Here is a 26,221-nt window from a genome sequence, read left to right on the forward strand (position 1 = left end):
TGGTCAGCCCCGCGCCGCCTGGGTCAGCACGGCGTCGAGTCGGGCGCCCGGTTCGTAGAGGCGTAGACTCGGCGACAGCGCCGCGCCGGCGCTCTGCTGGGCGTCGGCCATCGGCGCGCCGATGCGGGTCTCGATCGGGATCACCCCGCTCCAGGCGCTCGCGTCCTCGTCGGCCGCGATGCGGTTGACGCCGCCGTCGCGCTGCTTGGCGCTGGCTTCCTCGATGGTCATTTCGACCAGGCCGATCTGCAGGATCTCGTTGTCGGTCGCCGGACGCAGCTCGGCCGAGCGCTCGGGATAGAGCCGGTCGATGAACGCCTCCATCGCCGCCCGGCGAGCGGCCAGCCCCTCGATCAGCCGGGCGCGACCGAAGGCCATCACCGAGCGGTAGTTCATCGAATGGGCGATGCCGGAGCGGGCCAGCACCAGGCCGTCGATCTGGCTGACCGTGACGCAGACCGGCAGGCCGCCGGCCTGCGCTTTCAGCATCCGGCTGGCGGCCGAGCCGTGCCAGTAGAGCTTGCGGCCCTCGCGCCAGTAGGTGGTCGGGGTGACGAACGGTTGGCCGTCGATGACGTAGCCGACGTGGCAGAGCAGCCCGGCGTCGAGGATGGCGAACACCGCGTCCTCGTCATAGGCGGCGCGATCGGGCTTGCGCCGGGCCCGCGAGCGCGGGGTCTGGATGAAGCTGCTCATGCGACGGCTCTCCTCTCGGCTCTCGATCTAGCGCGACGGCGGACTGTCGTGGCGATCCAGTATCAGCTATTTGTTCAGACCACTTCCGGGCGGAGCGCGTCGAATGAGCTGGGCCGACATCTATCCGTGGCGGGGACCGCAGGCCGGCGAGCCGGTGATCCGGCAGATCTACGACCAGGTGCGTGGAGCCATTGTGCAGAGCGCGCTGAAGCCCGGCGAACGGCTGCCGTCGAGCCGCGACTTCGCCCGCCGCCTGGGCGTGGCGCGGGCCTCGGTGGTGGCGGCCTACGACCTGCTGCTGGCCGAGGGCTATGCGGTCGGGCGGCCGGGCTCGGGCACCTATGTCTCGGGCGATCTCTCCGGGGTGGCCGAGCTGAAGCCGGCGGCGCCCGCCGCGCACCAGCCGTCCCTGCTGCCCCCGCGGGTCCGCGAACTGGACGAGGCGGCGCTGCCGACGCCGCAGCCCGAGCAGCGACTGTTCACCACCGGGCGCACCCTGCTGGACGCCCGTGCGCAGGACGCCTGGTCGCGCTCGACCCGGCGCGCGCTGCGCCACCTCGACCCGGTCCACTTCGGCTATTCAGACCCGCGCGGCGACCTGGCCCTGCGCGCAGCGATCAGCGACTACCTGCGCGCCGCACGCGGAGTGATCTGCGAGCCCGACCAGGTGATAGTCACCGCCGGCGCCCAGCACGCCGTCGACATCGCAGCCCGGGTGCTGCTGAAGGACGGCGACCGCGTCTGGATGGAGGACCCCGGCTATCCGGCCACCCGCCACGCCCTCGCGGCAATGGGGGCCGACATCTTTCACACACCGATCGACCGGCACGGGATCGTGGTCGCGGCCGGGGTCGAGGTGGCGCCCGATGCGCGCGTCGCCTTCGTCACCCCCTCGCACCAGTATCCGCTCGGCATGACGCTCTCGATGGGCCGGCGGATGGAGCTGTTGGCCTGGGCGCGGGCGGCCGGCGCCTGGATCGTCGAGGACGACTACGCCTCGGAGTTCCGCTATTCCGGCCCGCCGCTGGAGTCGCTGCAGGGCCTCGATGGCGGCGAGCGGGTGATCTATGTCGGCACCCTCAACAAGGCGCTCTTTCCGGGTCTGCGCATGGGCTACATGGTGGCCCCGAAGCCGCTGGCGACGGCCCTGGCCAACGCCCGCCAACTGATGGACCGCCAGCCGCCGACCCTGACCCAGGCGATCGTGCTGGATTTCTTCCGCGAGGGGCATTTCGCCGCCCACATCCGCCGCCGCCGGCTGGCCTACAAGGCCCAGCGCGACGCGCTGGCCAGCGCTCTGGAGGAGCAGCTGGGCCACCTGCTGGAGGTCGACGTTCCCGACCAGGGCATGACCCTGATCGCCTATCTGAGGGGGAATGGCTCGGATCTCGAGATCGAGGCGGCGGCCGCGGCCGGCGGGGTCAGCGTGCGCGCGATCAGCCGGCTCTATCGCCAGGCGCCGCCGCGCCAGGGCCTGATGCTAGGCTTCTCGGGTTTCCCCGAGCGGATGATGGCCCCGGGCGTCACGCGGCTGGCGCGGGCGCTGAGCTAGGCCTTTTTCGCCTTCCGCGCCTTGCGGGCGGCGACCGTCGCGGCGTTTTCGGCGAGCCGTTCGGTGACCAGCTGGCGGACCAGATCGTCAGGGATCGGCCGGTCCGGCGTGAAGCGGATCGTGCCGGTGCTGGTGCTGAAATCCTTCAGCGCCTCGGCATGCGCCGCGATCAGGGCCGGATGTAAAGCGTAGAGCGCGCAGTGGGCCTTGGCGGCGGCGAACGCCACCAGCATGCCGTCCTGCTTGAAGGTGGGGATCTGGTAGCTGATCAGTTCCTCCGCGTCCGGCGCGGCCGAGCGGATGACTTCGCGCAGGTGCTGCAGCGCCTGCCGCTGGTCTTGCGGCACGCGGGCCAGGTAGGCGTCGATGGTGGCGGGCTTCTCGGCCATGGCGTGCTTCCCGTGTGAGCGACGGCGGATCGTTCCAGAATGACGATCCTGGCGCGAGCTCGCCGACAGGCCGAAGGCAATAATCAGCGGAAGATGTTCAGCGCCGCGTACTGCAGCAGCATGATGGTCTTGGCGTCGGCGATCTCGCCGCGCTCGATCATCGCCATGGCCTCGTCGAACGGCAGTTCCAGGACCCCGATCTCTTCGCCCTCGCTCTCGAGCCCGCCGCCGTCGCCGACCCGCATGGCGGCGTCGTACGCGGCGACGAAGAAGTGCAGCTTCTCGGTCACCGAGCCGGGGCTCATGAAGCACTCGAAGATCTTGCGGATCTCGCCCAGCCGGTAGCCGGTCTCCTCCTCGACCTCGGCGCGGATGCGCTCCTCGGGCGAAGCGTCGTCGAGCAGGCCCGCGGCCGCCTCGATCAGCAGGTCGTCATGGCCGTTCACATAGGCCGGATAGCGGAACTGCCGGGTCAGGACGATGGTGCGCGCCGCCAGGTTGTAGGGCAGCAGCGCCGCGCCGTTGCCGCGGTCGTAGGTCTCTCGGCTCTGGGTCTGCCAGCTGCCGTCGGCGCGCCGCCAATCGAAGGTCGTGGCCTTGAGCACGTACCAGTTGTCGGACAGCAGGCGCACGTCGCGCACCCGGATACGGTCTGACACGGACATGGCGCGGGCCTCCTGGCTGGAGGCGGCATTCGGAAACGATTCCGCCCGCCTGGCTATGGGCCGGGCGGGCGGAAAGGACGTCCGTCGATGCGGGTCGGCGTCAGGCGGCCGAGGCGGCCTCGGCGGCGACCACGCGGCTGACCGCGTTGACCACCGCGCCGATGCGCAGCGCGGCCTGGATCGAGGTGTTCGGCATGCCGTGCTTCTTCAGCTCGGACTCGTGCGCGTCCAGGCACATGCCGCAGCCGTTGATGGCCGAGACCGCGGTGGACCACAGCTCGAAGTCGACCTTGTCGACGCCCGGATTGGCCAGGATGTTCATCCGCAGCTTGGCCGGCAGGGTCTTGTATTCGGGGTTCGTGAGCAGGTGCAGCGAGCGATAGTAGACGTTGTTCATGCCCATGATCGCCGCGGCGGCCTTGGCCGCGGTCGCTGCTTCAGCCGAGAGGCCGGCCGCGGCGGCGGCGGCGTCGACCGCCTTGATGACCGCCGGCGTGCCCACCGCATGGGCCGAGGCGACGAAGGCGCCCCACTTCTGCTGGTCGGTGAGCAGGGTCTCGTTGGCCAGGCTCGACAGGTTGAGGCTGAGGTCCTTGGCGTAGGCGGGCAGCGTCTCGCGCAGGGCGTCGAGCGACATGGCGTTCTCCATACTTCAGGCGTGCAAGTGCGTCCGCCAGTCTCGGCGACGCTTACGCCAGGATAAAGGGGAAAGAGGCGTCCGGGCCGTGCGGGGAGGAGCAGCGGCCCGGACTTTGACGGCGTTCGGGCAGGTCGCGTGACCCGCCCGTCCGCTGGAGGCGCTTAGGCCGCCAGGGTCTCGCCGCCGACCGCGCGGTTGCACGGGCAGAGTTCGTCGGTTTGCAGCGCGTCGAGGACGCGCAGGGTGTCGGCCGGCGCGCGGCCCACGTTCAGGTTGGTCACGTAGACGTGCTGCACGACGTTGTGCGGGTCGACCACGTAGGTGGCGCGCAGGGCCACGCCTTCCTCTTCGTTCAGAACGCCGAGGGCGCGGGCGAACTTGCCGCTGTTGTCGGCGAAGTTCCAGATCGGCAGGCTGTTCAGGTCCGGGTGCTCACGACGCCAGCCGAGCTTGGAGTGCTCGTTGTCGGTCGAGCCGCCGAGGACGACGGTGTCGCGCTCTTCGAACTGCGAGTTCAGACGAGCGAACTCGGCGATTTCGGTCGGGCAAACGAAGGTGAAGTCCTTCGGATAGAAGAAGATGACCTTCCACTTGCCGGGGAACGATTCGTTGGTGACGGTCTCGAAGGCGCTTTCGCCGTTTTCTTCGTGACGGTTGAACTTCGGCTTCACGCCGACGACCTTGAATTCCGGAAGCTTTTCACCAACGCCGAGCATCGATCTCTCCAAATGATTTGAACTGGTCGGCCGAAGCCGTGCCGCTGAGATAGTGCTGCAGTGCACAAAAGGCCAATCGATAGTTTCTGGCTTTCGGATAGATATTTCCTATCTTGGGCCTATGAGCCTCCCGACCCTGCGACAGCTCCAGTACCTCAAGCTTTTGGCCGAGCATGGCTCCTTCGGGCGCGCCGCCGAGGCCGCCCACGTCACCCAGCCCACGCTCTCGGCCGGGGTGCAGGAACTGGAGAAGATCCTCGGCGGGCCGGTCGTCGATCGCGCGCGCTCGGGCGTGATCCTGACCGCGGTCGGCGAGGTGGCGCTGGGCAGGGCGACCACCATCCTCAACGAGGCCGAGGAGCTGGTGCAATCGGCCCGCAACGCCGGCCAGCCGCTGACCGGCCGCTTCCGGCTGGGGGTGATCCCGACCGTCGCGCCGTTCCTGCTGCCGCGGGCGTTGCCGCTGCTGCGCACCCGCTTCCCCAAACTGCGGCTCTATCTGCGCGAGGACCTGACCCATCGGCTGATCGCCCTATTGAAGGCCGGCCAGCTGGACGCGGCGCTGATCGCCTTGCCCTACGATATGAGCGGCCTGGCCCACGCCCACGTCTCCGACGACGAACTGCTGGCCGCCCTGCCGCGCAGCCACCCGCTGGCCAGCCAGGCGGCGGCCCCGCCCTCGGCCCTGGAGAGCGACGACCTGATCCTGCTTGAGGACGGCCACTGTCTGCGCGACCACGCCCTGGCCGCCTGCGGACTGCGGCCGCCGCGGGCGACGGGTGAGGAGGAGGCCTTCGCCGCGACCTCGCTTCCGACCCTGGTGCAGATGGTCGGCTCCGGACTGGGCGTGACCTTCCTGCCGGCGATGGCGGTGGCCGCGGGCCTGACCGAGGCGGCGGACGTGGCGGTCATGCCGCTCGAGGCCGACCATCCCAGCCGCGAGATCGTCGTCGCCTGGCGGTCCGGTTCCAGCCGGGCGGCCGAAGGGCGGCTGCTGGCCGAGACCCTGCGCACCTGACGATCTAAAAACATCTTAGATATATCTTGAATTCCGATCCGCCTTCGATATATCTGCGATTACGACATATCTAAATAGGATCGAAAATGCATCGACATCACAATTGGAAGGCTCATCGCGAGCACCGGGGCCGCGGCCCCTTCGGCGGCGGCGGTTTCGGCCGCGGCGGCGAACACTGGGGCGGCCGCGGTCGTCATGGCGGCGGGCCGCGCATCGGCCGGCTGCTTGAGCACGGCGACCTGCGCTTCGTCATTCTGGCGCTGCTCAAGGACAAGCCGAGCCACGGCTACGAACTGATCCGCGCGCTCGAGGAGCGCACCGGCGGGTCCTATCGCCCGAGCCCCGGGGTGATTTATCCGACCCTCAGCCTGCTGGAAGACGAGGGCTTCGCCCGCCCGACCGGCGCCGAGGGCGGCCGCAAGGCCTTCGAGATCACCGAGGCCGGTCTGGAAGCGCTGGAGCGGAACAAGCCGGCCGTGGACGCCGTTTTCGCTCGGCTGGACGAGGCCGCTGAATCCTCGCCGCGCTCGTCGCCGCGCGTGGCCCGGGCCATGCAGAACCTGGCCATGGCCCTGCGGGTCAAGCTGTCGGGCGACCGGCCGACCGACGCCCAGCTGGACGCCATCGTCGCGGCCATCGACGACGCCGTCGCCAAGATCGAGAAGGCCTAGAAGATGGAGGCCGTCATGAAATCGAGCGCCACCGTTCCGACCGCCCACGCCGGCCGCTACATGGTGCAGCTCTGCAAGCACTTCGGCCACAAGGTCCCGGCCGAGTGGAACGACCACGAGGGCAAGATCACCTTCGAGATGGGCGAGGCGGCGCTTCGGGCCGCCCCCGAAACCCTGATGATGGTGGCCCGCGCGGGCGATCCCGACAGCCTGGCCCGGTTGGAAAAGGTCATGGACAGCCACCTCAAGCGCTTCGCCTTCCGCGAGCCGGACATGGCCGTGGAATGGCGGCGCGGGGCGTGAGCTGAGGCCGCAAGATGCTCCCCCGCTGGGGGAGCTGTCAGCCGGCGGCTGACTGAGGGGGACTTTGCCTCAATCTCGTTGAGAGCAGTCCCCCTCCGTCGCGCTTCGCGCGCCACCTCCCCCAAAAGGGGAGGATCTAAAGACTACTGCAGCTTCAGCGCCGCCTTCACCGCCCGCCAGTCGACCAGCTTGAAGTTCTGGCGCGCGCGCGGACCGGTGGTCTCGCCGTCGGTGTCGGCGTCGTCCTGCACCACGATCAGGCCTTCCGGAAATGCTCCGACCGGGCCGCCCAGCGCGGCGATCCCGTCGGTGCCGGTGACGGCGTCGACGCCATTGCCCGGAACCACCGAGAAGCGGCCGGCATAGGCCGGTTCGGCTCCGTCGACCCGCCACACCGCAAAGGCGCTGTCGCCCTGGCTGGAGGCGAGCAGATAGGTCTTGCCGGCGTCGCGCAGCAGGCTCAGGCCCTCGACGTCCGGCTTGAGGATGTCGCTGGGCGCCGGCGCGAAATGGCTGCGCGCCCCGCCGGTGGCGGGATCGAGGCTGTAGCGCCAGATCCCCTTGGCCTCTTCGGCGACGTAGAGCACGCCGGCGGCGTCGTCGACGACGCAACCTTCCGACTGCGAGCCGACCGCGAAGGTCCGGGTCAGCGTCACCGCCGGCTTGCCGGCCTGGTCGTTGACCGTGAACTGGGCGACGTCGCCGTCCTTGCCGACCATCACCGCGATCGTCTCGCCGCCGGCCTTGCCCATGCAGAAGCCGTAGGGCTCGCTGACCTTGACCGGCGCGCGGCCCCACGGCGTCACCTTCAGGCTGTCGGGGTCGAGCAGGTAGAAGGCGATCGACCCGCGGCGATCGCTGGCGCCGACCAGCACCTGGGACTTGCCGTTCACGACGAACTCGCCGCGCAGGTCGACATTGTTCAGCGGCCCCTCGGGCAGATACTGCAGGTCCTTGCCGGCGAGGTCGTAAACGTAGAGCCCGGCCTTCTTGTCGGTGCCGAGGATCACGCCGCGCGAGGGATCGCGCGGATCGGCCCAGATTTCCGGGTCGTCGGCGGCGTCGCGCGCGGTGGTGCCGACCGCCGCGGTCTCGCCCGCCGCGGTCACCGGAGTCCCGGTTCCCAGGGTCATGCCGGCGGAGTCGGAGACGCTCTCGGGGTCGATGGCGGCGCATCCCACGCTAAGGGATGAAATTGCGACGAGTGTCACAAAACTGAAAATATTCTGCTTAGAAACCGTCACTAGCCCCGCTCCGCGTGCAAGATATATCCCCTGCGCTGCAAATCATGCTGCGCGGGGTCGGTCAACCGCCTCGCCTGTCGGGGGACCCCATGACGCGACTTTCTCTACTCGCCTGCGCGGCGATGGCTCCGCTTGCGCTCGCCACGCCCGCCCTGGCCGATGACGCGGCCGACGCCACGCCGGTTTCGGAACTGATCGTCACCGGCGAGATCGCCTTCCGCGACCGCACCGAGACGGTCGCGCCGGCCCTGTCCTACGGGCTGGAGTACTTCCAGCGCTTCGAGCCGCTGACCGCCGGCGACGCCATGAAGCGCGTGCCCAGCGTCGCCTTCCTGTCCGACATCCTGGAAAGCGACGGCGCGCGGCTGCGCGGCCTCGATCCCGGCTACACCCAGATCCTGATTAATGGCGAGCGGGTGCCCGGCGCGGGCCTCGACCGTTCGTTCTTCGTCGACCGCATCCCGGCCGAACTGATCGAGCGCATCGAAGTGGTGCGTTCGGCCAGCGCCAACCGCAGCGGCGACGCCGTGGCCGGCGCCCTGAACATCGTGCTGCGCGACGCCCAGACCCTCGACGGCGGCTATCTGCGCGCCGGCGCGATCCTGCTTGACGACGGCCGGGTGCGTGAGACCCTCGGCGGGGTGTGGTCGGGCCAGGCGGGTCCCGGCCGACTGCTGGTCGGCGCCAGTGTCCAGGGCCGCCGCAACCCGAAGATCAAGCAGAGCTGGCGCTATGACGAGCCGGGCGGCACGCTCGACAACATCGAGCTGCAGACCGACACCCGCAACGGCACCGACTATTCGTTCAACGCCGCCTACGAGGTTCCGGTGGCGGGCGGCGACCTGGAGCTCTCGGGCCTGTTCGTGCGCACCGATCGAGTCGCCGACGAGGATTCGCTGGAATACGTCGCCGGCCGCGTGCGCCCGGCCGACCTCTCGGTCAGCAACGACAACAATGTCGACATCACCACCGACAACTGGTCGCTGAACGGCAAGTTCACGCGCGACATGTTCGGCGGCAAGACCCGCTTCAAGGCCGGCTACGCGATCTTCGACGACCAGCAGGACGAGGTCGAGGAGGAGTACGAGTACCTCCGCGACTCCAACCCCTATCCCGACGACGACCGCTTCACCGGCGACCTCACCAAGTCGCGGCTGAAGGACAAAGAACTGTCGCTGGCGGTCGAACACGAGCGCGACCTGGGCTTCGCGACGGTCGAGTTCGGCGTGCAGTTCGTCGACAAGAACCGCGACACCGACATCGTCACCGACCGCAACCGGGTGACGATCCCCAATCCGCCGGCCGCACGTCCGACCCTGCCGGGGGAGTACGGGCCGTTCCTGCCGGTCCCCGGCGGGGTCAACAAGATCGAGGAAACCCGGATCGATCCCTACCTTATGTTCTCGGGCGGCCAGGACGCGCTCAAGTGGGAGGCGGGCCTGCGCTACGAGACCACCAGCAGCAAGATCACCGACGAGACCGCGCCTGCCGCCGACCGCACGGTGGACAAGGACTACCAGTTCCTGCTGCCCTCGGCGCATATCCGCTACAGCCTGTCGGAAGACGGCCGGATCAACGCCTCGGTGGCGCGCACCGTGCGCCGGCCGGGCTTTGGCCAGATCTCTCCGGCCGTGCTGCTGGCCGAGATGGGCGACAACGACTTCGTCGGCAATCCGGACCTGAAGCCCGAGACCGCCTGGGGCCTCGACCTCGGCTATGAGCGCCGGCTCGGGACCCGCGGCGTCGCCGGGGTGAACCTGTTCTACCGCAAGGTCTCGGACCTGATCGAAGTCGCCAACACCGGCATTGAGGGCAGCGAGGGCGAGGACACCTTCCTGCTCACCGCCCGCAACGCCGGCGACGGGTCGGTCTGGGGCGTCGAGCTCGACCTCTCGACCCCGCTGACCATGTTCGGCATGGAGCACACCGGGGTGTTCCTCAACTACTCCTGGCTCGACAGCGACATCGACGACGACTTCGGATCGCGCCGGTTCAACGACCAGTCGAAGTACGTGTTCAACGTCGGCTTCATCCAGGACCTCCCGACCTGGGGCGCGGCGTTCGGGGCCACCTATCGCAAGCAGGGCGACGCCTTCGGCCGCATCGTCGGCGAGGAGGTCACCACCAGCTACGGGGCGGACCTCGAGGTGTTCGTCGAGAAGCGCTTCGGCGACAGCTTCGTGCTGCGTCTGACCGGCTCGAACCTGCTGGACGCAAAGAAGGACGAGGTCTTCAACAAGTTCACCACTCTCGAGGACCAGCTCAACCGCGACTTCGACGAGTACGAGGTCGAGACCGAGAAGGCCGGGCCGGTGTTCCAGCTGGTCGGCCGCTACGCGTTCTAGCGCGGCGATGCTCCCTCGTTGGGGGAGCTGTCGGCCGACCGGCTGACTGAGGGGGACTTTGACTTTTCTATCTCGAAGAACGGTCCCCCTCCGTCTCGGCGCTTCGCGCCGATCCACCTCCCCACGAGGGGAGGATCTAGCGTCTCAATCCATCAGCTTCTGGGCCAGGTACACATAGTGCCGGGCCCAGCGCTTGGCGTTCATCTCCGGGTCGGCGTCGTTCGAGTGCCCGCCGAAGGTGTTCTCGAAATAGAGGTAGGGGTAGCCCAGCGCCTCCATCTTCGCCGCGAACTTGCGCGCGTGGCCGGGGTGCACACGGTCGTCGCGCGTGTTCGTGGTGATGTAGGGCTCAGGGTATTTCTGGCCGGGCTTTAGGTTCAGATAGCCGTCGTACTTGGCGATGAAGGCGTAGTCCTCGGCCACGTCCGGATCGCCGTACTCGCCGATCCACGAGGCCCCGGCCGAGAGCTTGTGGTAGCGCAGCATGTCGACCAGCGGGCTCTCGACGACGACGGCGTTCCAGAGTTCCGGATGCTGGGTCAGCGAGACGGTGGTCAGCACCCCGCCGTTCGAGCGGCCGTAGATGCCGAGTCGGCGGGGCGAGGTGATCTTGCGCGCCTCCAGGTCGCGGGCGACCGCGGCGAAATCGTCGAAGGCCAGTTGGCGCTTTTCGCGCAGCACGGACTGGTGCCAGGCCGGGCCGAACTCGCCGCCGCCGCGGATGTTGGCGATCACATAGGCGCCGCCTCGCTCCAGCCAGATCTTGCCCATCTCGGGGATGTAGATCGGCGGCTTGGCGACCTCGAAGCCGCCGTAGCCGTACATGATGGTCGGGATCGACCCGTCCAGCTTGGCGGCCTTCGGGCGGACCACGAAGTAGGGGATCTTGGTCCCGTCGGACGAGGTCGCCCAGAACTGGTCGACCTGGTCCTTGCTGGCGTCGAAACGGGCCGGCAGCGACTTCAGCTTCTGCGCCTTGCCGGTGGCGCCGTCGGCCAGCCACAGGCTGGATGGGGTCAGGAAGCCCTCCGCCCCGACGAACAGCTGGTCGTCATTGCCCGAGGTGGAGATGATCGACAGCGTCTCGCCCTTGGGCAGGGCCAGGCGCCGCGCGGTCCACTTGCCGTTCTTCAGGTCATAGACGTCGACCGCGCCCTTGACGTCCTCCAGCAGCTCGACCGCCAGCAGGCCCTTGGTGTCGGTGACGGTCTGGATCGCCTGGCGCGGGCCCGGCTGGAAGACCAGCTCCGGCTTGGCGGCCACGTTCTTGGGGTCATAGGCGATCAGCGCCCCATTGCCGAAGCCGTTCCAGGCCTCCTGCAGGGTGAAGATCATCCGTCCGTCGACATAGGCCTGGAACTGGGCCTTCTTCGGCAGCGGGACCGGGGTCAGGCGGCCATCGAAATAGAGCGAGTAGTCGGACTCGAAGAAGGTCAGGCCGCGCTGGATCAGCACGCCGTCGGTCTTGCCGCCCTCGCCGCGCAGCACGCTGGCGTTGGCCCAGACGTCGGTCTTCTCGCCGCGGAAGATCTCGATCGCTTCGCCGCTGCGCTTGAGGATCTTGACGACGTTGGCGTAGCCCGAGGCGGTGACCTCGCCTGGCGTCCATTCGCGCCAGGCGACCAGGGTGTCGCGGTCGATCCACTCGGCGCCCTGCTTGCCCTCGGGCGAGCGGAAGCCGCCCTCGACGAAGGTCTTGGAGACGGTGTCGTACTCGCGCAGTTCGACCGCGTCGCCGCCGCCGTTCGACAGCCGCACCAGGCAGAGCGTCTCGTCCGGCTTCAGGCAGGTCGCGCCCTTCCAGAACCAGTTGCGGCCCTCGTCCTTGGCCAGCCTGTCGATGTCCAGCACCACGTCCCAGGCCGGGGCGGCGGTGCGATACGAGGCCAGGCTCGCATGGCGCCAGACCCCGTGGGTGTTGGTCGCGTCCTGCCAGAAGTTGTCGACCCCGCCGGCCCGGAAGTCGGGCTTCGGAATGCGGTCGGTGGCGGTGAAGATCGCGCGGCCTTCGCCAAGGAAGGTCTGGTAACGGGCGTCGCCCTCCAGCCGCGCCAGGGTCTTGGCGTTCTGGGCCTCGACCCAGGCCATGGCGCGGGGGCTGTCGATGTCTTCGAGCCAGATGAACGGGTCGGCGGGCGCGGTCTGAGCCAAGGCCGCCGGAGCGGTAAGAAGAGCGCCTGCGAGCGCCGCTGTAACAACTTTCATGGCCGTTACGCATAACGGCCAAGCCGGAACCTGTCTCGTGCAAGGTGATCACGGGCCGTTTCTCGCCTATATAGCCCCGGCCATGAGCCGTCCGTTCTTGAAGATGAACGGGCTCGGCAACGACTTCGTCGTGGTCGAGGCCCGCACCGCCCCCTTCGCGCCCACTGCGGCGGAGGTGCGCGCGATCGCCGATCGCCAGTCCGGCGTCGGCTGCGATCAGCTGGTTTCTATAGAGCCGTCGGCGAAAGCTGACGCTCGCGTGCGGTTCTGGAACGCCGACGGCGACGAGGTCGGGGCCTGCGGCAACGCCAGCCGCTGCGTCGGCTGGCTGCTGATGGAGGCCACCGGCGCCGACCAGGCGGTGATCGAGACCCAGGGCGGACTGCTGACCGCGACCCGCGCCGGCGACAAGATCGTCAGCGTCGACATGGGCGAGCCGGGCCTCGACTGGCGGCAGATCCCGCTGGAAGAGGAGATGGACACCCGCGGCATAGAGCTGCAGGTCGGCCCGATCGACGACCCGATCCTGCACACGCCCGGCTGCGTCTCGATGGGCAATCCGCACGTGGTGTTCTTCGTGCCGGACGTGGAGACCGCGCCGGTGGTGCAGGTCGGCCCGATGATCGAGCATCACCGGCTGTTCCCCGAGGGGGTCAATGTCGGCTTCGCCCAGATCGTCGCCCGCGACCGCATCCGCCTGAAGGTCTGGGAACGCGGCGCCGGCCTGACCAAGGCTTGCGGCACCGGCGCCTGCGCGGCGCTGGTCGCCTCGTTCCGCCGCGGCTTGGTCGACCGCAAGGCGACGCTGGTGCTGGACGGCGGCGAATTGGTCATCGAGTGGCGCGAGAACGACGGCCATGTGATCATGACCGGGCCCGCCCAGGTCGATTTCACCGGAACCCTGCCGTGAGCCACGACCACGACGCCCTCCAGGATTTCGAGCTGACGCCGCACACCGCGCGCGCCGACGCCGGCGGCGTCGACATCGTCACCTTCGGCTGCCGCCTGAACGCCTATGAGAGCGAAGTCATCCGCGCGCGCGCCGCCGAAGACGGGTTGGAAAACGCCATCGTCTTCAACACCTGCGCGGTGACCAACGAGGCTGTGCGCCAGGCGCGCCAGGCGATCCGCAAGGCGCGGCGCGAGAACCCTGACGCCAAGCTGATCGTCACCGGCTGCGCGGCCCAGATCGATCCGGCCGCCTTCGCAGCGATGGCCGAGGTCGACCTCGTGCTCGGCAACGCCGAAAAGTCCCAGGCCGGCGCCTATGCCGACCGGATCCCCGAGGGCAAGGTCCGCGTCAACGACATCATGAGCGTGCGCGAGACCGCCGGTCACCTGATCGACGGGCTGAAGGACCGCGCCCGCGCCTATGTCGAGGTCCAGAACGGCTGCGATCACCGCTGCACCTTCTGCATCATTCCCTATGGCCGCGGAAACTCGCGCTCGGCCCCGGCCGGCGAGGTGGTCGAACAGGTCCGCAAGCTGGCCGCCCAGGGCTATCAGGAAGTGGTGTTGACCGGCGTCGACGTGACCAGCTGGGGCGCCGACCTGCCGGGCCAGCCGACGCTGGGCCAGCTTGTGGCGCGGATCCTGAAGCTGGTCCCGGATCTGCCGCGGTTGCGGCTGTCGTCGATCGACGCCGCAGAGATCGATCCGGATCTCATGCGCGTGCTGGCGGAAGATCGCCGGCTTATGCCCTACCTGCACCTGTCGCTGCAGGCCGGCGACGACATGATCCTCAAGCGCATGAAGCGCCGGCACAATCGCACCGACGCCCTGAAGCTGGTCGCCGACGTGCGCGCCGTGCGCCCCGACATCGCCTTCGGCGCCGACCTGATCGCCGGCTTCCCGACCGAGACCGACGAGATGTTCGAGAACACTCTGGCGCTGGTCGAGCAGGCGCAGCTCTCGTTCCTGCACGTCTTTCCGTTCAGCCCGCGCCCCGGCACCCCCGCGGCGCGGATGCCGCAGCTGCAGCGGCCGGTGATCAAGGCCCGCGCCGCACGCTTGCGCGCGGCCGGCGAGGCGGCGCTGGTCCGCCACCTGGATCGCCAGGTCGGCCGCACCCTGCTGGGCCTGGTCGAACGCCCGGGCGTGGCGCGGGCCGAGGACTTCACCGAGATCGCCTTCGAAGGCGAGGCGGCGGTCGGCTCGGTGGCGGCGCTCGCCGTCCACGGCCACGACGGCGGCAAGGCGCTGGCCCGAGTGCAGACCTTGCAGGCGGCGGAATAGCTCAGGCGCCGGGCGGGCTTCCGCGACCTGGAAACGCCGGCAGCGTCCAGCCGTAGCGGATCGCCCCGGCCCGCACCGCGAAGGCCGCGGCGAAGCCGAGCAGGCCGGTCCAGATGTCGCGAAGGCCCAGCGCGTCCAGCACCACGTAGATCGCCGCCCCGATCAACGCGCAGCTGACATAGAGCTCGCGCCGCAGCAGCACCGACGGTTCGTTGGCCAGGACGTCGCGGATGATGCCGCCGAAGCAGGCGGTCAGCACTCCCATCACCAGGGCCGAGAACGGCGGCGCGCCGAGCGACAGCGCCTTGGCGGCGCCGACCACGCTGTAGGCCGCCATGCCCAGGGCGTCGAACCACAGCAGCACCTTCAGCCGCGCGCTGCCGGTGCCGAACACCCAGACCGCCAGCGCGGCGGCGACACAGACGATCATGTAGTCGGGCCGTCCGACCCAGAACACCGGGGCGTCGAGCAGCAGGTCGCGCAGGGTGCCGCCGCCGACCCCGGTGACCGCGGCGAAGAAGGCGAAGGTGACGATGTCGTGCTTGCGCTGGGCGGCGGCCAGCGCCCCGGTGGCGCCGAAGACGGCGACGGCGGCGTAGTCGAACCAGGCGAAGGCGGTGGCGAGCGCGTCCATGCCTGCATCCTCTATCGCGCAACCCTTTGACGAGCTAGAAGCGGCCCATGACCGAACCGAAGAAGGGCTGGTTCCAACGTCTGACCGCCGGGCTGTCTCGCTCGTCGAAACAGATGACGGAACAGGTGGTCTCCACCTTCACCAAGCAGCCGCTGGACCAAGCCAAGCTCGACGAGCTGGAAGAGATGCTGATCGAGGCCGATCTCGGCCCGCATTCGGCTGCGCGCATCACCCAGCGCTTCGCCGAGGAGAAGTTCGGCAAGAGCGTCGACGAGCAGGAAATCAAGGAAGCCCTGGCCGAAGCCATCGGCGCCGAGCTGGAAAGCCGCGAGGGCGAGTTCACGCCGCTGAACGGCGCGCGGCCCTATGTGGTGATGTTCATCGGCGTCAACGGCTCGGGCAAGACCACGACCCTCGGCAAGATCGCCGCCGACCTGGTCGGCCGCGGGGCCAAGGTGCTGGTCGTCGCCGGCGATACCTTCCGCGCCGCGGCGGTCGAGCAGCTGAAGGTCTGGGCCGAGCGCGCGGGCGCCGACTTCATGTCGCGGCCCACCGGCTCGGACGCGGCGGGCCTGGCCTTCGACGCGGTCGAGCGGGCCAAGGCCGAGGGTTATGACGTGGTGCTGATCGACACCGCCGGCCGCCTGCAGAACAAGCAGGGCCTAATGGACGAGCTGCTCAAGGTCATCCGGGTGGTCAAGAAGGTCGAACCCGACGCGCCGCACGAGACCCTGCTGGTGCTGGACGCCACCGTCGGCCGCAACGCGCTGGCCCAGGAGAACATCTTCGGCAACCAGATCGGGGTGTCGGGCATCGTCATGACCAAGCTGGACGGCACGGCCCGCGGCGGCGTGCTGGTGCCGGTGGCTCAGGCGTCCGACAGCCCCATCAAGCTCATTGGCGTGGGCGAGGGGATCGACGATCTCCAGCCGTTCAAGGCGCGCGCCTTCGCTCGCACCCTGGTCGGGCTCGACGAGGCATGAAGCTTTCCCCCAGCGCACGTAAGTGGGTCCGCGGCGTCGTCGACTACGGCGGTCTGGTCGCGTTCCTGATCGGCTTTTTCCTCAACCGCGGCGGCGGCATGACCTCACAGGAGGCCCTGGTTCAGGCGACCTGGTGGCTGGTCGGCGGTTCGGTGCTGGGCCTCGTGGTCGGGTTCGTGTTCGAAAAGCGCATCGCGCCGTTCCCGCTGATCGCCGGCGGCGCCGCCTTGGTGTTCGGCGGCCTGACGCTGTTCTTCCACGACGTCCGCTTCGTGAAGCTGAAGCCGACGGTGATGAACAGCTTGTTCGGCGTGGTGCTGCTGGGCGGGCTGATCCTGCGCAAGAACCCGCTGAAGCTGCTGCTGGGCGACGCGGTGAAGATGCCCGACGTGGGCTGGCGCAAGCTGACCCTGAACTACGGCCTGTTCTTCCTGGCGCTGGCGGCGTTGAACGAGTTCGTCTGGCGCACTCAGCCCGACGACGTCTGGGTGGTGTTCCGCTTCCCGGGCCTGCTGATCCTCACGGTGCTGTTCGGCTTCGCCCAGGTCCCGCTGATGATGAAGTACGCCAAGACCGACGAACCGCCGCCGCCCCACGTCGAATAGCTTTTCGGCGCCCCTGGCGCCGGCGCCGTCCACTGACCATGTGTCGTCAAATCGACACCGTACGCCGGTAGCGTCCAGGCGTGTCGACAGGCGGGGGTGGAACCGGATGGCCAAGTCGAAATCCCAGGACAAGAAGAAGGGTCTGCCGGCCCTTGAGAAATCGCCCAGCCATCTGCTGCATCGGGCGTTGCAGCTCGCGCTCGACATCTACGCAGACGAGCAGGGCGAGGGCGGCGTCACCCAACGGCAGTACGCGGTGCTGGCGGCGGTCGAGGCCTATGAGGGCCTGACCCAGACCGACCTTGTGCGGACCACCGGCATCGATCGCTCGACCCTGGCCGACATGGTCGCGCGGATGATCGTCAAGGGCCTGCTGGAGCGCCAGCGCTCGACCTCTGACGCCCGCGCCAACGCGGTCAGCCTGACGCAAGCCGGACGCCTGGCCCTGGCCGAGGCGAAGCCGAAGATGGCGGCGGCGGATGCGCGGCTGCTGCGGCTGCTGTCGACGGCCAAGCGCGAGGCGCTGACGACGGGCCTGCGCGATCTGATCCGCGCCGCCGACGAGGCGTCCGCCGCGCCGGTGCCGATCGCCGCGCCGACCAAGAAGTCCAAGGCGGACAAGGCCGAGAAGCCGAAGAAGGCCAAGGCCGACAAGGCCGACAAATCCAAGAAAAAGAAGCTCAAGAAGGCCGCCTGAGCGGCCGGCTTTTCCCATCCGCTCATCCCGGCGAAAGCCGGGCCCCATGGGGCGTTCGGCAATGTCGGGCGTTGCTGGTTTGCTTGTGATTCAGCTTGGGTCCCGGCTTTCGCCGGGATGAGCGCCTCGTCTCAAACTCGAATGTCGAGGATCGAACCGGGGCGCAGGATCTTCTGCGGCGGGTCGGCCGGCAAAGAAGCGGGCATGCGCTGGACCGGCGCGGCGGGAGCCTGCGGCTGAGCCTGCGTCGGGGCGGCCGCCGGACGGCCCAACGCCGCGGCGAAGAACGCCTGCTGGGCGCTGTTGCGCGCCGGCGCCGTGGGCTGGGCCTGCGGCTGGGGCGTCGGGAAGATCGGCGGGCGGATCGTGCTCACGGGCGGCGCAACTATGGTTAACGGAACCTTGGCGAGGTTTCGTTGCGCCGCCTCAAGGATTGGTTAACGCGGCGCCTTGGCCAGTAGCTCGCGCGCTTTTTCCGGGGTGAGCGGTCCGGTGTGCTTGGCCAGGATCGTCCCGCCAGGCCCGACCAGATAGGTCTCGGGCACGCCGGTGACGCCGAGGTCGATGCCGGCCCGACCGTCGCGGTCGACCAGGCGCTCGGAATAGGGGTCGCCGAGCCGGCCGATGAAGGCCTTGGTGTTCTCCGGCGCGTCCTTGTAGGCGACGCCGACGATGCGCACGCCCTGCTTCTTGAGGTTGACGAGCACCGGGTGCTCGATCTCGCAAGGGGCGCACCACGAGGCGAAGATGTTGACCAGCACCGGGGCCGGCTGGGCGGCGTCGTGCAGCCGCACGGGCCGGCCGGTGTCGAGCGCCGGCAGCGTCAGCTCGGGCAGCGGCTTGCCGACCAGGGCGTCGGGCTGAACCTGGGGATCGCGCTTGAGGGAATAGAGGCCAAACAGCAGGCCGAGCGCCAGCAGCGCGGCCAGCGGCAGGAAGGCGAGGGTGCGGTTCACTTGCCGTCCTGCTCGGCGCGGCGACGCCAGAGGTGCGACTGGCGCAGGGTGAAGACGATCATGCCGATGAACACGAGAGCCGTCAGGCCATAGGCCGGCCACACGAAGATCGCGTACTTGCCGGCGTCGAGATCGAGCATCGGATTATCCTCTCGCCGCGCGCAGGGCGGCGGCCTCGGCGCGGCGGCGCCAGACCTGGGCGCGGATGCCGACCAGCCACAGCGAGCCGAAGGCCGACATGTAGGCCAGGCCCATCAGCAGCAGCGGCCACAGATAGTCGTTGGTCATGGCCGGGCCGTCGGCGCGGAACACCGAGGCGCCCTGGTGCAGAGTGTTCCACCAGTCGACCGAGAACTTGATCACCGGCAGGTTCACCGCCCCCACCAGGGCCAGGATCGCGCAGGCGCGGGCGGCCTTGGTCTCGTCGTCCAGCGAGGCGCGCAGCGCCATGTAGGCGAGGTAGACCAGGAACAGCACCAGCACCGAGGTCATCCGCGCGTCCCACTGCCACCAGGTGCCCCACATCGGCCGGCCCCAGAGCGAGCCGGTGAACAGCGCCATGAAAGTGAAGGCCGCGCCCAGCGGCGCGGCGGCGCGGGCGGCCGCATCGGCCAGGGCGTGGCGGAAGACCAGGGCGAGGAAGCTCGCCACCGCCAGGCAGGCATAGACGAACATGCTCATCCAGGAGGCCGGCACGTGGATGAACATCAGCCGGACGGTGTCGCCCTGCTGGTAGTCTTCCGGCGCGGTGAAGCCGAGCCAGAGGCCGGCTAGCGCCAGGACGACGGCGATGGCGCCGAACATCGGAGCGGCCCAGCGGGAAAAGGCCATGAACCGCTCGGGATTCGACAGAAAGGCCGGCGCCGGGATCATGCCTGCGGCTTAGCCTCGGGCGACCCTTGCTGCAAGCGGCGCGTGCGCAAAGCCTGGCCGCGGGGCGACAGCCGGTAGCCGACCTCGAGGCTCTCGGTCAGGCCAAGCGCCTTCAGCTTGCGCACGTCGGTCTTGAAGCCGAGCGTCTCGCGGCCGAGCCGGGCGGCGAGGTCGGGCGCGCGCACGCCGGGGTGGGCGGCGATCAGGTCCAACACCGCGCCCGTCCAGGGGCCGCGGGCGTCGAGCCGGGCCAGCCGCGCCTCGATCTCGTCCAGCGCCGCGCCAGAGACATCCAGCCGCAGGGCCCGGCGCGGGTCCTCGCCGATCAGGCGGAAGGCGATGCGGTGGATGGGGGCTTCGCCCTCGAGGGCGGCCAGGGCCTGCGCCGCCGATGCGTAGCCGGCCCGCACGGCGTCGGCCTCGCTGATGGCGTCCGGCGCGACGATCGCGATCTCGTCGATCGCCAGCACCCCGACCGGCGTGGTCAGGGTCCCGCCGGCCTTGACGGTCGGCTTGCGCCATCGACGGAAGGCCAGGTCGACCCTGCCTTCCACGATGGCCGCCAGGACGGGCGCCTTGAACAGCATCGCCCGTCCCTTTTAGCACGAGAGCGGCCTAGCCGCGCTGCGGTCCGTGGCCGCCGCGGCCGCCCTTGCCCATGCCCTTGCCGGGGCCGCGCGGGGCGAGCGTGTCGAAGGCCTTCTGCTGGGCGGGGCTCAGCTGGGCGTAGAACTTCTTGGTCGCCGCGGCCCGTTGATCGAAGCGGGCCAGCCGCTCGGTCATCCGCGTCCGCTGGGCGTCCAGCCGCTGGGGCGTGCTCATCTGGCCCATGGCGGCGCGATCGCCCGGGGCCGGGCGGACAGCGGGCTTGCCGGCGTCGAGGAACGCCTTCAGCGCCGGCTCCTGGTCGGGCCGCAGTTGCAGCGCCGCGCGCAGGTGCTCGGCGCGGCGCGCCGCCATCGCTTCCGGGTCCGCACGGCGCCACTCGCCGCGGCCGTCGCGCGGCTGGCCGGGCGCGGCGGCGGGCGGCGGTTGCTGGGCGACGCTGGCGGAGGCCATCAGGCCGGTCAGCAGGACGCCGCCGAGCGCGACGGGCGCGAGTTTCTTGAAGGTCATAGGTCAAATGCTCCGATTGCCGCCCCTCTGACCCTTCAACGGCGCGGTTGGTGAAGTCCGTCGCGGCCGCACGGCTTTTCGTCGACAATGCTGCAAGCGGTTCTGCTGGTTCGATTACACGCCGCGTGGCTTTCGGGGGCTGCGCCCCAGCGCAACATGGAGATGGAACTCATGCGCAAGCTTTTCGCGGGCCTGGCGGCGACCTGCGTCCTGGCGGGCGGACCGGCCCTGGCGGCCGATCTCGACGAGGTCGCGGTGCGCAAGATCGAGGCGACCGCCTACGACTATGTCGACGGCCAACTGGAGGGCGACGCCGACCGCGTCGCGCGCTCGCTGCATCCCGACCTCGCCAAGCGGGCGGTGAAACCGACCCCGGACGAGGCGCTGGGCCTGCGCCGGATGAGCAAGGAGGAACTCGTCGACCTGACCCGCCGCGGGGTGCTGAAGACGCCGCGCGAGCAGTGGAGCCGCTCGGTCAAGGTGCTCGACATCGCCGGCGACGTCGCCGTCGCGCGGGTCGAGACGCCCTGGTTCGTCGACTATTTCCACCTCGGCCGGTTCGGCGACCGCTGGGTGATCGTCAACGCCATGTGGCAGCCCAAGCCGCAGCCGGCCGTCACCGACTAGGCTAGCTCAGCGCGTTGCGGCAGGCCGCGGCCATGGCGATCGGGCCGAGCGCCACGGCCGCCGCCGCATAGGCCGCCAGCAGCGCGAACCCGGCCCGCCACGGCAGGCCGCCGGCGAAGGCGTCCAGCGCCCCGCCGCCGAAGATCACCGGCGGCACGAACAGCGGCAGCACGATCACCGCGGTCAGCAGGCCGCCGCGGCGCGCGCCCAGGCTGAGCGCCGCGCCGATCCCGCCGACGAAGGCGAAGGCCAGGCCCCCCATCAGCGCGCAGGCGAAGATCAGAGGCGTCAGATGCGGCTTGGCGCCCAGCGCGATGGCCGCGACCGGGGCGGCGAAGGCCAGCGGCGCGGCGGTGGCCAGCCACTGTCCCAGGCACTTGATCGCGCAGGCGATTTCCAGCGGCACGGACGACAGGGTCAGCAGATCGAGCGCGCCGTCCTCGTAGTCGCGCTCGAACAGCCGGTCGAGCGAGAGCAGGGCGGCGAGCGCTAGCGCCACCCAGGCGGCGCCGGGGGCGATCGCGGCCAGCCGCGCCGGCTCCGGTCCGGTGGCCAGCGGCAACAGGGTGGCGACCCCGCCATAGAAGGCCAGCGACACCATCGGGCCGCCCCCCCGGCCCCAGGCCAGGGCCGCCTCGCGCGACAACAGCGCCATGGCGCGGTTCATGGCGCGGTCTCCCCGATCTCGACGGCGAGCGCCGGGATCGGCAACGGATCGTGCACGGCCGCTACGATCAGGCCGCCGCCGGCCAGGTGCTCGCGCATGATCTCGCCGAAGCGGGCGCGCCAGTCGGCGTCGAGCGGGCTGAGCGGCTCGTCGAGCAGCCAGAGCGACCGCGGCGCGGCCAGCAGCCGGGCCAGAGACAGCCGCCGGCGCTGGCCGGCCGACAGCCGTCGCACCTCCAGGTCCAGCAACCGGGTCAGGTCCAGCCGGGCGGCCGCCTCGCGGGCGGCCGATTCGCCGGCCCCGTTCCAGCGCGCCCAGAAGGCCAGCTCCTCCCAGGCGGTGCGGGCCGGCTTCTGGCCGTCCTGGTGTCCGGCCAGATGGACGTGCTCGGCGCGGGCGTCGACGGGGTCCAGCGACCCGAACCGGACGGCGCCGGCCTCCAGAGGCACGAGCCCGGCGATAGCCCGCAGCAGGCTGGTCTTGCCGGCCCCGTTGCGGCCGATCAGCGCCGCGGCCCGCCCGGCCGGGAGTTCGAAGCTAAGTCCCGAAAACAAAAGCCTTCCGCCGCGCTGGAGCGCCAGATTTTCGATCACCAGCGCCTCGATCACGCGCCGGCTCCTTGCGGGTGATTCTCAGGTAGCGAGGAAATGCCCCGCCCTGCATGGACGGTTAGGAAATCAGGGTCTATGACGCGCGCGGCCGTCGCCACCTTGGGGGGCGTACGCGGCGCTGGGACGAACGCTGTGTGTCCGCCCCGAAAAGCGCGCGATCCCCGAAGTGGTCCAAGAGCGGCCGAGAACAGAGGAAGGATCCCTGATATGGCGTCTAACGACAGCCTGAAGACCCGCCGCGAACTGGTCGTCGGCGACAAGACCTACGTCTACTACAGCCTTCGCGCCGCAGAGGAAGCCGGTCTTTCGAACGTGGGGCGCCTGCCCGTCTCGATGAAGGTCCTTCTCGAGAACCTGCTGCGCAACGAAGACGGCACGACCGTCGGCGCCGACGACCTGAAGGCTCTGGCCGCCTGGATCGACAACAAGGGCGCCGTCGAACACGAGATCAGCTTCCGCCCCGCGCGCGTGCTGATGCAGGACTTCACCGGCGTTCCGGCCGTCGTCGACCTGGCCGCCATGCGCGACGCCATGACCAGCCTCGGCGCCGACCCCGAGAAGATCAACCCGCTCAACCCGGTCGACCTGGTCATCGACCACTCGGTGATGGTCGACCACTTCGGCACCGCCAAGGCCTTCGGCGAGAACGTCGAGCGCGAGTACGAGCGCAACATCGAGCGCTACCGCTTCCTGCGCTGGGGCTCGTCGGCCTTCAACAACTTCCGCGTCGTGCCCCCCGGCACCGGCATCTGCCACCAGGTGAACCTCGAGTACCTGGCCCAGACCGTGTGGCTGAACGAAGAGGACGGCGCCTCGGTCGCCTATCCGGACACCGTCGTCGGCACCGACTCGCACACCACCATGATCAACGGCCTGGCCGTTCTGGGCTGGGGCGTCGGCGGCATCGAGGCCGAGGCGGCCATGCTGGGCCAGCCGATCCCGATGCTGATCCCGGAAGTCATCGGCTTCAAGCTGACCGGCAACCTGCCGGACGGCGCGACCGCGACCGACCTGGTGCTGACCGTCACCCAGATGCTCCGCAAGAAGGGCGTGGTCGGCAAGTTCGTCGAATTCTTCGGCCCGGGCCTGGCCAACCTCACCCTGGAAGACCAGGCGACGATCGCCAACATGGCTCCGGAATACGGCGCCACCTGTGGCTTCTTCCCGGTCACCAAGGCGACCATCGACTATCTGCGCGCCACCGGCCGTGATCCGGCCCGCGCCGACCTGGTCGAAGCCTACGCCAAGGCGCAGGGCATGTGGGTCGAGGTCGGCGACGCCGACCCGGTCTTCACCGACGCCCTCGAGCTGGACCTGGGCGCGGTGCTGCCGTCGCTGGCCGGCCCGAAGCGCCCGCAGGACCGCGTGCTGCTGTCTGACGCCGCTTCCGAATTCAAGGCCGCCCTGGCCAAGGACTTCGGCAAGTCGGGTGAAGAGCCCCGCGTGCCGGTGGCCGGCGAGAAGTTCGACGTCGGCAACGGCGACGTCGTGATCGCCGCGATCACCTCCTGCACCAACACCTCGAACCCCTCGGTGCTGATCGCCGCCGGCCTGGTCGCCAAGAAGGCCGTCGAAAAGGGCCTGAAGGTGAAGCCGTGGGTGAAGACCTCGCTGGCCCCCGGCTCGCAGGTCGTGACCGACTACCTGAAGGCCGCCGGCCTGACGAAGTCGCTCGACGCGCTCGGCTTCAATCTGGTCGGCTACGGCTGCACCACCTGCATCGGCAACTCCGGCCCGCTGCCGGAAGCCATCGCCGAAGCGGTCAACGCCAACGACCTGGTCGCCTGCTCGGTGCTCTCGGGCAACCGTAACTTCGAAGGCCGCGTGAACCAGGACGTCCGCGCCAACTACCTGGCCTCGCCGCCGCTGGTGGTCGCCTACGCCCTGGCCGGGAACATGAACATCGACCTGGCCACCGAGTCGCTCGGCGAAGGCAAGGACGGCAATCCGGTGTTCCTGAAGGACATCTGGCCGACCTCGGAAGAGATCGCGACGCTGCAGCGCAAGCACGTCACCCAGAAGATGTTCGCGACCCGCTACGCCGACGTGTTCAAGGGCGACAAGAACTGGCAGGGCATCAAGGTGTCCGGCGGCCAGACCTACGCCTGGGACATGGGTTCGACCTACGTGCAGAACCCGCCGTACTTCCAGAACATGAAGATGGAGCCGGAGCCGGTCACCGACATCGTCGAAGCCCGCATCCTCGGCGTGTTCGGCGACTCGATCACCACCGACCACATCAGCCCGGCCGGTTCGATCAAGGCGACCTCGCCGGCCGGCGTCTATCTGCGTGAACGCCAAGTGCCCGCCACGGAGTTCAACTCCTACGGCGCGCGCCGCGGCAACCACGAGATCATGATGCGCGGCACGTTCGCCAACATCCGGATCCGCAACAAGATCACCCCGGAAATCGAAGGCGGCGTGACCAAGCACTTCCCGTCGGGCGACGTGATGGCGATCTACGACGCGGCCATGCGCTACCAGGCCGAGGGCCGTCCGGCCGTCGTCTTCGCCGGCAAGGAATACGGCACCGGCTCGTCGCGCGACTGGGCGGCCAAGGGCACCAAGTTGCTGGGCGTCCGCGCGGTCATCGCCGAGAGCTTCGAGCGCATCCACCGCTCGAACCTGGTCGGCATGGGCGTGCTGCCGCTGCAGTTCACCCAAGACGGCTGGCAGAAGCTGGGCCTGACCGGCGAGGAGATCGTGACCATCCGCGGCCTCACCGAGCTGGCCCCGCGCAAGCAGCTGACCGTCGAGATGTACCGTCCGTCGGACGGCCGCATCGCCCGCTTCCCGGTCCGTTGCCGCATCGATACCCCGACCGAGCTTGAGTACTTCAAGAACGGCGGCGTGCTGAACTACGTGCTGCGCAACCTGGCCGGCGGTTCGGCGGCCTAAAGTCTTGGTTTGCCTCTCTCACGCAGAGGGGTAGATCATCGCGTTCGAGGGGGTCTGCCGCCCGTGCAGGCCCCCTCTTTCGTTTCCGCGACGCTGCAAGCTGGTCACGCCTTGTTGAAATCCAAAGCTCAGGGAAGTCCGCTTAATTGCGCCACGATGCGTAAGGCCGCGCTTTTCAGCCTCTTGCTCTGCGCCACCCCTCTCGCCGCGGCCGCCAAGCCGCCGGTGGTCGTCGAGCTTTTCACCGCCCAGGGCTGCGCGTCCTGCGGCGAGGCGAACGCCAACCTGGGCAAGATGGCCCAGCGCGAGGGCGTGCTCGCCCTGACCTTCCCGGTCGACTACTGGGATTATCTCGGCTGGCCGGACACCTTCGCCAAGCCCGAGTTCACCGCCCGCCAGAAAGCCTATGTGGCGCGGCTGGAGCTGCGTGAGCCCTACACCCCGCAGGTCGTCATCGACGGCCATACCCAGGCCGGCGGTCTTCAGACCGAGAAGGTCGAACGCCTGGTGGCCCAAGCCGCGAAGGGCCCGCACGATCCGCCGGACATGGCCTTCATCGGCCCGCGCCGGGTCGACGTCGGTTCCGGCAGGGTCCCGCGCGGCGGCGCCGAAGTCTGGCTGGTGCGCTACGACCCGCGCGAGCAGGACGTGGTGGTCAAGAAGGGCGACAATCGCGGCCAGACCGTCGTGCACCGCAACGTGGTGCGTGAGATCAAGCGGCTGGGGCCGTGGCGCGGCCGCCCGACCGCCTATCGCCTGCCGGCGGCCGAGGACGGCCTGGCGAGCGCCGTGCTGGTGCAGGGCGCCGACGGCGGCCGCATCATCGCCGTCGCCCTCAAGGACTGAATTTTCAGGGATCCAGACGCAAACAAGCC

At 69.3% G+C, this 26,221-nt stretch carries 29 protein-coding genes; 13 read left to right on the forward strand and 16 right to left on the reverse strand.

What is annotated here, in order from left to right; translation table 11 throughout:
* Positions 1–3: 3 nt before the first annotated feature.
* Positions 4–696 (reverse strand): pyridoxamine 5'-phosphate oxidase family protein, encoded by a 693-nt coding sequence (locus AC1Q87_RS12015; RefSeq protein WP_492609158.1) that lies wholly within the window; start codon positions 694–696, stop codon positions 4–6.
* Between the two features lie 103 nt (positions 697–799).
* Between AC1Q87_RS12015 and pdxR the strand changes: the two genes are divergently transcribed.
* The gene (pdxR, locus tag AC1Q87_RS12020) at positions 800–2,248 is read left to right on the forward strand and encodes a MocR-like pyridoxine biosynthesis transcription factor PdxR (RefSeq protein WP_492609159.1); all 1,449 of its coding nucleotides are present in this window, start codon (positions 800–802) and stop codon (positions 2,246–2,248) included.
* Here pdxR and AC1Q87_RS12025 read toward each other — a convergent pair.
* From AC1Q87_RS12025 to AC1Q87_RS12040, 4 genes are all read right to left on the reverse strand, one after another.
* Entirely contained in the window at positions 2,245–2,637 is a 393-nt protein-coding gene (locus tag AC1Q87_RS12025; RefSeq protein ID WP_492609160.1) for an iron chaperone, read from the reverse strand. The genes pdxR and AC1Q87_RS12025 overlap by 4 nt on opposite strands.
* A gap of 83 nt (positions 2,638–2,720) precedes the next feature.
* Entirely contained in the window at positions 2,721–3,302 is a 582-nt protein-coding gene (locus AC1Q87_RS12030) for a GDP-mannose pyrophosphatase (protein WP_492609161.1), read from the reverse strand.
* A gap of 100 nt (positions 3,303–3,402) precedes the next feature.
* Positions 3,403–3,939, reverse strand: coding sequence for an alkylhydroperoxidase, AhpD family (gene ahpD / locus AC1Q87_RS12035; RefSeq protein WP_492609162.1), 537 nt, complete (start codon positions 3,937–3,939; stop codon positions 3,403–3,405).
* 164 nt (positions 3,940–4,103) lie between these two features.
* A complete protein-coding gene (locus AC1Q87_RS12040) occupies positions 4,104–4,658 on the reverse strand; it encodes a peroxiredoxin (RefSeq protein ID WP_056026880.1) in 555 nt (184 codons plus the stop codon).
* 121 nt (positions 4,659–4,779) lie between these two features.
* Between AC1Q87_RS12040 and AC1Q87_RS12045 the strand changes: the two genes are divergently transcribed.
* The 3 genes from AC1Q87_RS12045 to AC1Q87_RS12055 all read left to right on the forward strand — a co-directional run bounded on the left by AC1Q87_RS12045 (position 4,780) and on the right by AC1Q87_RS12055 (position 6,650).
* Positions 4,780–5,676, forward strand: a complete 897-nt coding sequence (locus AC1Q87_RS12045) for a hydrogen peroxide-inducible genes activator (RefSeq protein ID WP_492609163.1) — start codon at positions 4,780–4,782, stop codon at positions 5,674–5,676.
* A gap of 86 nt (positions 5,677–5,762) precedes the next feature.
* A complete protein-coding gene (locus AC1Q87_RS12050) occupies positions 5,763–6,347 on the forward strand; it encodes a PadR family transcriptional regulator (protein ID WP_492609164.1) in 585 nt (194 codons plus the stop codon).
* A gap of 15 nt (positions 6,348–6,362) precedes the next feature.
* Positions 6,363–6,650, forward strand: coding sequence for a DUF2218 domain-containing protein (locus AC1Q87_RS12055; RefSeq protein WP_492609165.1), 288 nt, complete (start codon positions 6,363–6,365; stop codon positions 6,648–6,650).
* Positions 6,651–6,793: 143 nt separating this feature from the next.
* On the opposite strand, the gene AC1Q87_RS12060 is transcribed toward AC1Q87_RS12055, so the two are convergent.
* Positions 6,794–7,831 (reverse strand): phytase, encoded by a 1,038-nt coding sequence (locus tag AC1Q87_RS12060; RefSeq protein WP_492609166.1) that lies wholly within the window; start codon positions 7,829–7,831, stop codon positions 6,794–6,796.
* Between the two features lie 152 nt (positions 7,832–7,983).
* Here AC1Q87_RS12060 and AC1Q87_RS12065 point away from each other — a divergent pair, with 152 nt between their 5' ends.
* On the forward strand, positions 7,984–10,239 hold the full coding sequence (locus tag AC1Q87_RS12065) for a TonB-dependent receptor plug domain-containing protein (RefSeq protein ID WP_492609167.1): 2,256 nt from the start codon (positions 7,984–7,986) through the stop codon (positions 10,237–10,239).
* Between the two features lie 144 nt (positions 10,240–10,383).
* On the opposite strand, the gene AC1Q87_RS12070 is transcribed toward AC1Q87_RS12065, so the two are convergent.
* Positions 10,384–12,390 (reverse strand): prolyl oligopeptidase family serine peptidase, encoded by a 2,007-nt coding sequence (locus tag AC1Q87_RS12070; protein WP_492609168.1) that lies wholly within the window; start codon positions 12,388–12,390, stop codon positions 10,384–10,386.
* 136 nt (positions 12,391–12,526) lie between these two features.
* Between AC1Q87_RS12070 and dapF the strand changes: the two genes are divergently transcribed.
* Positions 12,527–13,354 carry a diaminopimelate epimerase gene (gene dapF, locus AC1Q87_RS12075; protein ID WP_492609169.1) on the forward strand — a complete coding sequence of 276 codons (828 nt, stop codon included), beginning with the start codon at positions 12,527–12,529 and terminating at the stop codon, positions 13,352–13,354.
* A gap of 32 nt (positions 13,355–13,386) precedes the next feature.
* A complete protein-coding gene (gene mtaB, locus AC1Q87_RS12080) occupies positions 13,387–14,679 on the forward strand; it encodes a tRNA (N(6)-L-threonylcarbamoyladenosine(37)-C(2))-methylthiotransferase MtaB (RefSeq protein WP_492609285.1) in 1,293 nt (430 codons plus the stop codon).
* 1 nt (position 14,680) lies between these two features.
* Here mtaB and AC1Q87_RS12085 read toward each other — a convergent pair whose 3' ends face one another.
* On the reverse strand, positions 14,681–15,313 hold the full coding sequence (locus AC1Q87_RS12085) for a trimeric intracellular cation channel family protein (protein WP_492609170.1): 633 nt from the start codon (positions 15,311–15,313) through the stop codon (positions 14,681–14,683).
* Between the two features lie 47 nt (positions 15,314–15,360).
* Here AC1Q87_RS12085 and ftsY point away from each other — a divergent pair, with 47 nt between their 5' ends.
* The 3 genes from ftsY (at position 15,361) to AC1Q87_RS12100 (ending at position 17,598) form a co-directional block, all read left to right on the forward strand.
* The gene (gene ftsY / locus AC1Q87_RS12090) at positions 15,361–16,296 is read left to right on the forward strand and encodes a signal recognition particle-docking protein FtsY (protein WP_492609171.1); all 936 of its coding nucleotides are present in this window, start codon (positions 15,361–15,363) and stop codon (positions 16,294–16,296) included.
* Complete coding sequence (locus AC1Q87_RS12095; RefSeq protein ID WP_492609172.1) at positions 16,293–16,901, forward strand: inner membrane-spanning protein YciB; 609 nt, start codon at positions 16,293–16,295, stop codon at positions 16,899–16,901. The genes ftsY and AC1Q87_RS12095 overlap by 4 nt, the downstream gene beginning before the upstream one ends.
* A 106-nt stretch (positions 16,902–17,007) precedes the next feature.
* Complete coding sequence (locus AC1Q87_RS12100; RefSeq protein WP_492609173.1) at positions 17,008–17,598, forward strand: MarR family winged helix-turn-helix transcriptional regulator; 591 nt, start codon at positions 17,008–17,010, stop codon at positions 17,596–17,598.
* Between the two features lie 131 nt (positions 17,599–17,729).
* On the opposite strand, the gene AC1Q87_RS12105 is transcribed toward AC1Q87_RS12100, so the two are convergent.
* The 6 genes from AC1Q87_RS12105 to AC1Q87_RS12130 form a co-directional block, all read right to left on the reverse strand.
* Complete coding sequence (locus AC1Q87_RS12105; RefSeq protein WP_492609174.1) at positions 17,730–17,972, reverse strand: hypothetical protein; 243 nt, start codon at positions 17,970–17,972, stop codon at positions 17,730–17,732.
* A 63-nt stretch (positions 17,973–18,035) separates the two neighbouring features.
* On the reverse strand, positions 18,036–18,554 hold the full coding sequence (locus AC1Q87_RS12110; RefSeq protein WP_492609175.1) for a DsbE family thiol:disulfide interchange protein: 519 nt from the start codon (positions 18,552–18,554) through the stop codon (positions 18,036–18,038).
* On the reverse strand, positions 18,551–18,694 hold the full coding sequence (gene ccmD, locus AC1Q87_RS12115) for a heme exporter protein CcmD (RefSeq protein ID WP_492609176.1): 144 nt from the start codon (positions 18,692–18,694) through the stop codon (positions 18,551–18,553). Before ccmD ends, AC1Q87_RS12110 begins: the two co-directional genes overlap by 4 nt.
* Positions 18,695–18,698: 4 nt before the next feature.
* On the reverse strand, positions 18,699–19,427 hold the full coding sequence (gene ccmC, locus AC1Q87_RS12120; RefSeq protein ID WP_492609177.1) for a heme ABC transporter permease CcmC: 729 nt from the start codon (positions 19,425–19,427) through the stop codon (positions 18,699–18,701).
* Positions 19,424–20,014 carry a hypothetical protein gene (locus tag AC1Q87_RS12125; protein ID WP_492609178.1) on the reverse strand — a complete coding sequence of 197 codons (591 nt, stop codon included), beginning with the start codon at positions 20,012–20,014 and terminating at the stop codon, positions 19,424–19,426. The genes ccmC and AC1Q87_RS12125 overlap by 4 nt, the downstream gene beginning before the upstream one ends.
* Before the next feature lie 28 nt (positions 20,015–20,042).
* Positions 20,043–20,543 carry a Spy/CpxP family protein refolding chaperone gene (locus AC1Q87_RS12130; RefSeq protein WP_492609179.1) on the reverse strand — a complete coding sequence of 167 codons (501 nt, stop codon included), beginning with the start codon at positions 20,541–20,543 and terminating at the stop codon, positions 20,043–20,045.
* Positions 20,544–20,714: 171 nt separating this feature from the next.
* Between AC1Q87_RS12130 and AC1Q87_RS12135 the strand changes: the two genes are divergently transcribed.
* Positions 20,715–21,170 carry a nuclear transport factor 2 family protein gene (locus tag AC1Q87_RS12135; RefSeq protein WP_436059659.1) on the forward strand — a complete coding sequence of 152 codons (456 nt, stop codon included), beginning with the start codon at positions 20,715–20,717 and terminating at the stop codon, positions 21,168–21,170.
* A 1-nt stretch (position 21,171) separates the two neighbouring features.
* Here the strand turns inward: AC1Q87_RS12135 and ccmB are convergent, their stop codons facing one another.
* The gene (gene ccmB, locus AC1Q87_RS12140; protein ID WP_492609180.1) at positions 21,172–21,837 is read right to left on the reverse strand and encodes a heme exporter protein CcmB; all 666 of its coding nucleotides are present in this window, start codon (positions 21,835–21,837) and stop codon (positions 21,172–21,174) included.
* On the reverse strand, positions 21,834–22,445 hold the full coding sequence (ccmA, locus tag AC1Q87_RS12145; RefSeq protein WP_492609181.1) for a heme ABC exporter ATP-binding protein CcmA: 612 nt from the start codon (positions 22,443–22,445) through the stop codon (positions 21,834–21,836). Before ccmA ends, ccmB begins: the two co-directional genes overlap by 4 nt.
* 210 nt (positions 22,446–22,655) lie before the next feature.
* Between ccmA and acnA the strand changes: the two genes are divergently transcribed.
* On the forward strand, positions 22,656–25,346 hold the full coding sequence (acnA, locus tag AC1Q87_RS12150; RefSeq protein ID WP_492609182.1) for an aconitate hydratase AcnA: 2,691 nt from the start codon (positions 22,656–22,658) through the stop codon (positions 25,344–25,346).
* Between the two features lie 156 nt (positions 25,347–25,502).
* A complete protein-coding gene (locus tag AC1Q87_RS12155) occupies positions 25,503–26,192 on the forward strand; it encodes a DUF1223 domain-containing protein (protein WP_492609183.1) in 690 nt (229 codons plus the stop codon).
* The last annotated feature ends 29 nt before the right edge of the window (positions 26,193–26,221 follow it).

The organism is Phenylobacterium sp. GW823-FHT02A09 (genome assembly GCF_058797775.1).